The following is a 7,192-nucleotide window of genomic DNA, read 5'->3' on the forward strand; positions in this document are numbered from 1 at the left end:
GGGGGGGGTCCGGGGGTGGCGCGGGGGCCCGGGGCCGGGGTGGGGGGCGGCCCGCCGGCCCCGGGCGCTCGGTACGGGTGCGGACGCGGGCGCGGTGCGGCCCGGGCCCCGAAGGGACGGCCCCGAAGGGACGGCTCCGGAGCGGACAGCTCAGGAGCGGACGGCTCGGGAGCGGACGGCTCGGGAGCGGACGGCTCAGGAGCGGACCGAGAGCCTCCGGTTGACCAGCTCCAGCAGCTCGCGCACGGTGCCGATCTCGCCCAACTCCTCCTCGGGGAGCCCGACGCCGAACTCGCGGGCGATCCGGCTGGTGGTCTCGATCAGGGCCAGGGAGTCGTACCCCAGCTCCTCGAAGCGCAGGTCGAGGATCTCGCCGTCCAGGTCGACGGACTCCTCCTCCCCGGCACAGTCACGCATGATCCGCTTGAGGTCCTCGACGGTGAACGCGCTCACGACAGTGAATCCTCTCGTCACACTTCCAGTGGGATGGCGAATCGCCGGTTCATTCCTGATCGGACGTCAGATCGACTGCACCACGAGGGCGGTGTTGAATCCGCCCGCTCCCCGCGCGATCACCAGGGCGGTGCGCAGCCGGGCCGGACGGGCCTCGGTCACCAGGTCCAGGCGGTATTCCTCGACGGGCGCCGTGACGTTGGCGCAGGGCGGGATCACCCCGTCGCGCAGCGCCAGCAGCGCCAGCGCCACGTCGACCGGCGCGCCGCCGGAGCTGAGCCGGCCGAACATGGTCTTCGGTGCGGTCACCGGCACCCCGCGCGGGCCGAACAGTGCGGTGATCGCCTCGGCCTCGGCCCGGTCCAGCTCAGGCACCCCGGCGGCGTCGGCGAACACCACGTCGACCTGGTCGGCGGTCAGCCCGGCCGCGTCGAGCGCGCCGCGCATCGCCGCGGGCAGCCGGGACGGCCGGCCCGAGCCCGGCCGGGGGTCGAAGGTGGCGCAGTAGCCGGCGACCTCGCCGTAGAGCTGCGGGGCGCCGCGCTCGCGGGCGGACGCCGCCGACTCCATGACCAGGATCGCGCCGCCCTCGCCGAGCACCTGGCCGCTCGCCGCGGTGTCGAAGGGCAGGAACGCCCGCCGCGGGTCCGGTTGTTCGCTCAGCAGTCCGGAGGGGAGCTGAGCCACCAGTCCCCAGGGGCAGAGCGAGGCGTCCATCCCGCCGGTGAGCACCAGGCGGATGCCCTTGGAGAGCTGCCGCCGGGCCTGGCCGAGCGCGTCCAGGCCGCCGGCCTGCTCGGCGACAGTGACCCCGCTCGGCCCGCACATGCCGTGCCGGATCGACAGCTGTCCGGTGTTGACCGCGTAGAACCAGGCGAAGGACTGGTAGGCGCTGACGTACTGCGGGCCGTTCGCCCACAGTTGCTCCAGCTCCTTCTGGCCGAACTCGAATCCGCCGGACGAGTTCGCCGTCACCACGCCCATCTCGAAGTCGTCGAAGCCTTGCAGGTCCACCCCGGCGTCGGCCAGTGCCCAGTCGGCGGCGGCCAGCGCGAGTTGGGTCATCCGGTCGGTCTGCGGGACCAGCCGGCTCGGCACGTGCGAGGCCGCCTCGAAGCCCGGGACCTCCCCGGCCAGGCGGACGGGGTAGCCCGAGGCGTCGAACCGCGAGATCGGGCCGATCCCGCCGGTGCCCGCCAGGGTGTTGCGCCAGCACTCCTCGGTGCCCAGGCCGTTGGGGGCGGCGATGCCGAGCCCGGTGATGACGGCGGTCATGTCCCCACCTCGCGTCGCCCGGCAGGGGCCTGCGCCCCCACGCACCCGACGGCCCGCTCACGTCGTCCACTCATGCGCGCACCGCCCCGGGCCGGGTGAGCACCATGGCGCTCTGGAAGCCGCCGAAGCCGCTGCCCACGGTGAGTACGGCGTCGAGGTCGCGCTCGCGGGCGGTCAGCGGGACGTAGTCGAGGTCCAGTTCCGGGTCCGGCTCGGTCAGGTTGGCCGTCGGCGGGACGGTCCGGTGCTCGATCGCCAGCGCGCAGGCCGCGATCTCGATCGAGCCGATCGCGCCCAGCGAGTGCCCGATCATCGACTTGATCGAGCTGACCGGGGTCCGGTAGGCGTGGTCGCCGAGGGCGCGCTTGAACGCGTTGGTCTCGTGCCGGTCGTTCTGCCGGGTCCCGGTGCCGTGCGCGTTGACGTAGTCGATCGCCTCCGGGGCGAGCCTCGCCTCGGCCAGGGCCGCGTCGATCGCCGAGGCCATCTCCCGGCCGTCGGCCCGCAGTCCGGTCATGTGGTAGGCGTTGCTGCGGGCCGCGAAGCCGGAGATCAGCGCGTAGATCCGGGCGCCGCGCCGGCGCGCCCGCCCGGCCTCCTCCAGCACCAGGACGGCCGCGCCCTCGGCGAGCACGAAGCCGTTGCGGGTGCGGTCGAAGGGCCGCATGGCGTGCTCGGGGTCGTCGTTGTAGGTCGAGGTCGCCTTGATCGCGTCGAAGCAGGCGACCGTGATGGGCGAGATCGGGGCGTCCGTCCCGCCGGTGATCACCACGTCCGCGCTGCCCTCCCGGATCAGGTCGCAGGCGTAGCCGACCGCGTCCAGGCCCGAGGTGCAGCCCGCCGACACCATGGTGACCGGCCCCTCCGCCCCGGCCGCCCAGGCCACCTCGGCCGCCAGCGAGCTCGGCACGAAGTAGTCCGGCAGGTGCGGCAGCGCGTAGGCGTGGTCCACCTCCCAGCGGCGGCCGCTGTCGCTGACCACGGCGTACTCGGCCTCCAGGCTCATGGTGCAGCCGACGGCGCTGCCGAGACACACCGCGATCCGCTCGGGCCGTTCCTGGGCCGGTTCGAGCCCGCTGTCGGCGACCGCCTCGCGGGTGCCGACCACCGCCAGCTGCGCGGCGCGGTCCAGCCGGCGCACCTCCTGGAGCCCGAGGCCCGCCTGCAGCGGGTCGAAGACGCACTGGGCGGCGACCCTGGAGCGGTACGGCGACGGGTCGAAGCCGGAGATCGTCCGGGTCGCCGTACGGCCCGAGACGACGAGGTCCCAGAACGCCTTCGTCCCTGGATCTCCCGGCGCCACCACGCCGATTCCGGTAATCGCGACGAGCCGGTCCACCGGCAACCTCCTCATGGCAGTGACCCGCGTCCGGTGCGAACCGCCCCGAGTCCCCGTCGGATCTGTGCTCCGGACGATGGACGGCCGAGTTCAACCCGCGTTCGAGCGGCGGTGGAGGGCGCCGGCCCGGGTACGGGCCGCGCCGCATCCGTCCGGCCCCGCCCATCCGGTCTCGTCCGTCCCTCGAACGGCCGTCGCCAGCATCGGCCGGACCGCGAACGTTGCCGAGGAGTGAGCCGAATGACGACGGATCCGACCAGCCGGCCGCACGTCCCGCTGCTCGTGGTGGGCGCGGGCCCGGTCGGCCTGGCCGCGGCGCACGAGCTGAGCCGCCGCGGGCTGCGCGTGCGGATCGTGGACGCCCGCGACGAACCCCCCACGACCAGCCGCGCCATCGCCACGCACCCGCGCACCCTGGAGGTCTACGACCACATGGGCGTCGTGGACGAGATGCTGGCCGCCGGCCGCCGGATCACGGCCTTCACGCTCTACCAGCGGGGCCGGCGGATGACCCGGCTCGACGCCGACTACTCGGCCACCCCCACCCGCTTCCCGTTCACCCTCGCCGTCGACCAGGCCGACACCGAACGGGTCCTGCGCGGCGCCCTGGCCCGGCTCGGGGTCGAGGTGGAGTGGGGCACCCGGCTGACCGGGCTGGTGCCGGAGGACGGCTTCGTCCGGGCCCGGCTGGAGCGGCCGGGCGGAGCTCAGGAGCACATCGGCACGCCCTGGCTGCTCGGCTGCGACGGCGGCCACAGCCTGGTCCGCAAGACGCTCGGCGTCCCCCTGGAGGGCGAGAGCGCCGAGACCTGGATGCTCGCCGACGCCCGGGTGCGGACCCCGCTGCCGGCGGACAGCATCTACTGGGTGCGCACCGGTGGGGTGACGCTGATGGCGGTGCCGCTCACCGAGCCCGGCCGCTGGCGGATGCTGGACACCTCCCCGCGGGACCGCAGCACCGACCCGCACACCGTCGCGGACCGGCTGACCCGGATGTTCTCGGCCGGTACCGGGGTGCCCTTCGAGGTCGGCCCGCCCCGCTGGGTGTCGGTGTTCACCTTCCAGCAGCGCATGGTCCACCGGATGCGGGTCGGGCGCTGCCTGCTGGTCGGCGACGCCGCCCACGTGCACAGCCCGGCCTCCGGCCAGGGCATGAACACCGGCATCCAGGAGGCCTACAACCTGGCCTGGAAGCTCGCCATGGTGGTGCGGGGCCAGGCCGCGGAGGGCCTGCTGGACAGCTACACCGCGGAGCGGGTGCCGGTCGGTGCCGCCCTGCTCGCCACCACCAAGCGGGCCACCCGGATGATCCAGCTGAAGAACCCGGTCGCCGACCGGCTGCTTCCACTGCTCTTCGGGGTCCTGCGCACCGTCCACCCGCTGCGGTCCAGGGTCCAGCGGGGCTTCCTGGGCGGCATCTCCGGCCTCAACCTGCACTACGGGCGGAGCCCGCTGACCGTGCCGGCCGCCGCCGGCCGCCCCGGGCCCGCGCCGGGCGAGCGGATCACCCAGGTCGACGAGCGGCGGTCCGCGACGCCCGGCTGGCAGGCGCTGCTCGCCGAACTGCGGGACCTCGGCTGGACCCTGCTGGTCTTCTCCGGCCCGGGCACCGCGCTCACCGGCGAACGGGCCGCCGCCCTGGCCGCCCGGCACAAGGACTGGCTGTCCGTCCGCACCGTCCCCTGGTCGGCGCAGGACGGCGAGGGCCACCCGGCACCGCTGCCGCACGACCCCCGGCTGACGGCCGCCCTCGGCGGCCGCCCCGGCGGCTGGATCCTCGTCCGGCCGGACGCGTACGTGGCCGCCCGCGGCGACCGGCTCGACTCGGACGCCCTCGCCGAGGCCGCCGGACGGGCCGGCCTCACTCCGGCCGACTGACCGGGCCCGCACCCCCGTCCACCGGCCTCCCCGCACCCGCTGTCAGGAACCCGACCACGAGACTGGAGTCGCCCGTGAAACCCGCCGACCCCGCCGACCCCGCAGGAACGCCCGCGGCCGCAGGAACGCCCGCAGGAACCGCCGAGCCGTACGACGTGATCATCGTCGGCACCGGGCTCTCCGGGACGATGCTGGGCTCGATCCTCGCGCGGCACGGGTTCCGCACCCTGCTGCTCGACGGCGCCCAGCACCCCCGGTTCGCCATCGGCGAATCCACGATCGGCCAGACCCTGGCGCTGCTGCGGCTGATCGCCCAGCGCTACGACGTCCCGGAGATCGGCTACCTCGCGAGCTTCCCGGACACCGTCAAGCACGTCGGCAGCTCCCACGGCCAGAAGACCAACTTCGGCTTCCAGATCCACCAGGACGGCCGGGAGCCGGACCCGTCCCAGAGCAACCAGCTGCGGATCCCCGAGGTCATCGGCTACGCCGCGCACTACTTCCGCCAGGACACCGACGCCTACATGTTCCACACCGCCGTCCGCTACGGCTGCGACGCCCGGCAGAACTTCCGGGTCGAGCGGCTGGACCTGCGCAAGGACGGCGTCTCGGTGGCCGGGGCCGACGGCACGGTGTACGAGGGCCGCTACCTCGTCGACGCGAGCGGCTTCCGCTCCCCGCTGGCCCACCAGGAGGGCCTGCGCGAGGTCCCGACCCGGCTCAAGCACCAGGCCCGGTCCATCTTCACCCACTTCATCGGCGTCCAGCCGTACGACGACCACATCGACGTGCCCGCCGGCGAGCGCCCCCCGGTGCGCTGGAACGACGGGACGATGCACCACATCTTCGACCGCGGCTGGATGTGGGTCATCCCCTTCGACAACCACGAGAACGCCACCAACCAGCTGTGCAGCGTGGGGATCCAGATCGACCCGCGGACGTACCCGGAGCGCTCCGACCTCACGCCCGAGGAGGAGTTCTGGCTGCACGTCCGACGCTTCCCGGCGGTCGAGCGCCACCTCGCCGGCGCCCGCCCGGTGCGCGAGTGGGTGCGCACCGGCCGGATGCAGTACTCGTCCAGCCGCACCGTGGGCGACCGCTGGTGCCTGATGTCGCACGCCGCCGGCTTCCTCGACCCGCTGTTCTCCCGCGGCCTGGCCAACACCTGCGAGATCATCAACACCCTGTCCTGGCGGCTGATGGACGCGCTGCGCGAGGACGACTTCTCCCCCGGGCGCTTCGAGTACGTCGAGCGTCTGGAGCAGGGGCTGCTCGACTACAACGACAAGCTGGTCAACTCCTCGTTCATCGCCTTCGCCGACCACCGGCTGTGGGACTGCGTGTTCCGGCTCTGGGGCAGCGCCAGCATCCTCGGCGGCCGCCGGCTCGCCACCGCGATCGCCCGCACCGTCGCCACCGGCGACGACGCGCACTGCCGCGCCCTCGACGACGACCGCTACCCCGGACTGTGGTGCCCGACCGACTTCTACCACGAGCTGTTCACCGAACTGGTCGAGGTCTGCGAGCAGGTGGAGGCCGGCCGGATCGGCAGCGAGGAGGCCGCACAGCGCATGCAGCGGCGGATCCGGGAGTCCGACTGGATGCTCCCCGCCCTCGGCTTCACCGACCCCGCCACCCGCTTCATCGACCCGACCCCGGCCAAGATGCGGGAGGTCGGCGAATGGGCGCGCAACCACGCCAGCAGGGAACTGCGGGAGTACCTCGCGATCGGCCACCGGGAGCTCGACTGAGCCCCGGGCCCGAGCGCCCACCCACCCGGCCGCACACCCGGCCGTCCGTCCCGACCCCCCTTCAGGAGGAACCATGCTGACCATCGTCAACAAGCTGACCGTCACCGGTGACCGGGCCGAGTTCGAGAAGCTGCTGGGCGAGATCACCGGCTACATGAAGAGCCGGCCCGGTTTCGTCTCGCACACCCTGTACAAGTCCCTGAAGGACGAGAACGTCCTGATCGAGACCGGCACCTGGGAGAGCCGCGAGGCCCACGCGGCGGCCCTCCAGGGCGACGGGTTCCGCGACCGGGTCGGCCTGCTGATGAAGCACGCCACGGCCGAGTTCGAGCCCTGCGTCGAGATCCCCGCGTTCCCCGCCGGCCGGTAGTCACCGCCCCCACCGCGGGGGGGGGGGGGCCCCGGCCGCCCCCCCCCCCCCCGCGCCCCCCCCCCCCCCCCCCGCGCGCCCCCGGCCCCCCCCCCGCGGTGGGGGGCGCGCCCGGGTAGGTAGCCA

General features: G+C 74.0%; 6 protein-coding genes. 3 read left to right on the forward strand and 3 right to left on the reverse strand.

Annotation, left to right across the window (positions count from 1 at the left end; translation table 11 throughout):
• Window positions 1–195 precede the first annotated feature (195 nt).
• The 3 genes from ACFV0O_RS06720 to ACFV0O_RS06730 all read right to left on the reverse strand — a co-directional run bounded on the left by ACFV0O_RS06720 (window position 196) and on the right by ACFV0O_RS06730 (window position 3,082).
• Window positions 196–453: an acyl carrier protein gene (locus ACFV0O_RS06720; RefSeq protein ID WP_380337276.1), complete on the reverse strand. Its 258-nt coding sequence runs from the start codon at window positions 451–453 to the stop codon at window positions 196–198.
• Between the two features lie 66 nt (window positions 454–519).
• Window positions 520–1,728 (reverse strand): ketosynthase chain-length factor, encoded by a 1,209-nt coding sequence (locus ACFV0O_RS06725; protein WP_380337279.1) that lies wholly within the window; start codon window positions 1,726–1,728, stop codon window positions 520–522.
• Between the two features lie 70 nt (window positions 1,729–1,798).
• Window positions 1,799–3,082, reverse strand: a complete 1,284-nt coding sequence (locus ACFV0O_RS06730) for a beta-ketoacyl-[acyl-carrier-protein] synthase family protein (RefSeq protein WP_380337282.1) — start codon at window positions 3,080–3,082, stop codon at window positions 1,799–1,801.
• A gap of 225 nt (window positions 3,083–3,307) precedes the next feature.
• Here ACFV0O_RS06730 and ACFV0O_RS06735 point away from each other — a divergent pair, with 225 nt between their 5' ends.
• From ACFV0O_RS06735 to ACFV0O_RS06745, 3 genes are all read left to right on the forward strand, one after another.
• Window positions 3,308–4,945, forward strand: a complete 1,638-nt coding sequence (locus ACFV0O_RS06735) for an FAD-dependent oxidoreductase (RefSeq protein WP_380337285.1) — start codon at window positions 3,308–3,310, stop codon at window positions 4,943–4,945.
• Between the two features lie 74 nt (window positions 4,946–5,019).
• Window positions 5,020–6,696 carry an NAD(P)/FAD-dependent oxidoreductase gene (locus tag ACFV0O_RS06740; protein WP_380337288.1) on the forward strand — a complete coding sequence of 559 codons (1,677 nt, stop codon included), beginning with the start codon at window positions 5,020–5,022 and terminating at the stop codon, window positions 6,694–6,696.
• A gap of 73 nt (window positions 6,697–6,769) precedes the next feature.
• The gene (locus ACFV0O_RS06745) at window positions 6,770–7,066 is read left to right on the forward strand and encodes an antibiotic biosynthesis monooxygenase family protein (RefSeq protein WP_380337291.1); all 297 of its coding nucleotides are present in this window, start codon (window positions 6,770–6,772) and stop codon (window positions 7,064–7,066) included.
• Window positions 7,067–7,192 lie beyond the last annotated feature (126 nt).

Origin of the sequence: Kitasatospora sp. NPDC059577, assembly GCF_042735475.1 — a bacterium.
Classification (GTDB): Bacteria; Actinomycetota; Actinomycetes; order Streptomycetales; family Streptomycetaceae; genus Kitasatospora.

Excerpts from the sequence above, each read along its gene's own strand:
- ACFV0O_RS06725 (WP_380337279.1), bottom strand. The coding sequence starts at position 1,728 with ATGACCGCCGTCATCACCGGGCTCGGCATCGCCGCCCCCAACGGCCTG.
- ACFV0O_RS06730 (WP_380337282.1), bottom strand. The coding sequence starts at position 3,082 with ATGAGGAGGTTGCCGGTGGACCGGCTCGTCGCGATTACCGGAATCGGC.
- ACFV0O_RS06735 (WP_380337285.1), top strand. The coding sequence starts at position 3,308 with ATGACGACGGATCCGACCAGCCGGCCGCACGTCCCGCTGCTCGTGGTG.
- ACFV0O_RS06745 (WP_380337291.1), top strand. The coding sequence starts at position 6,770 with ATGCTGACCATCGTCAACAAGCTGACCGTCACCGGTGACCGGGCCGAG.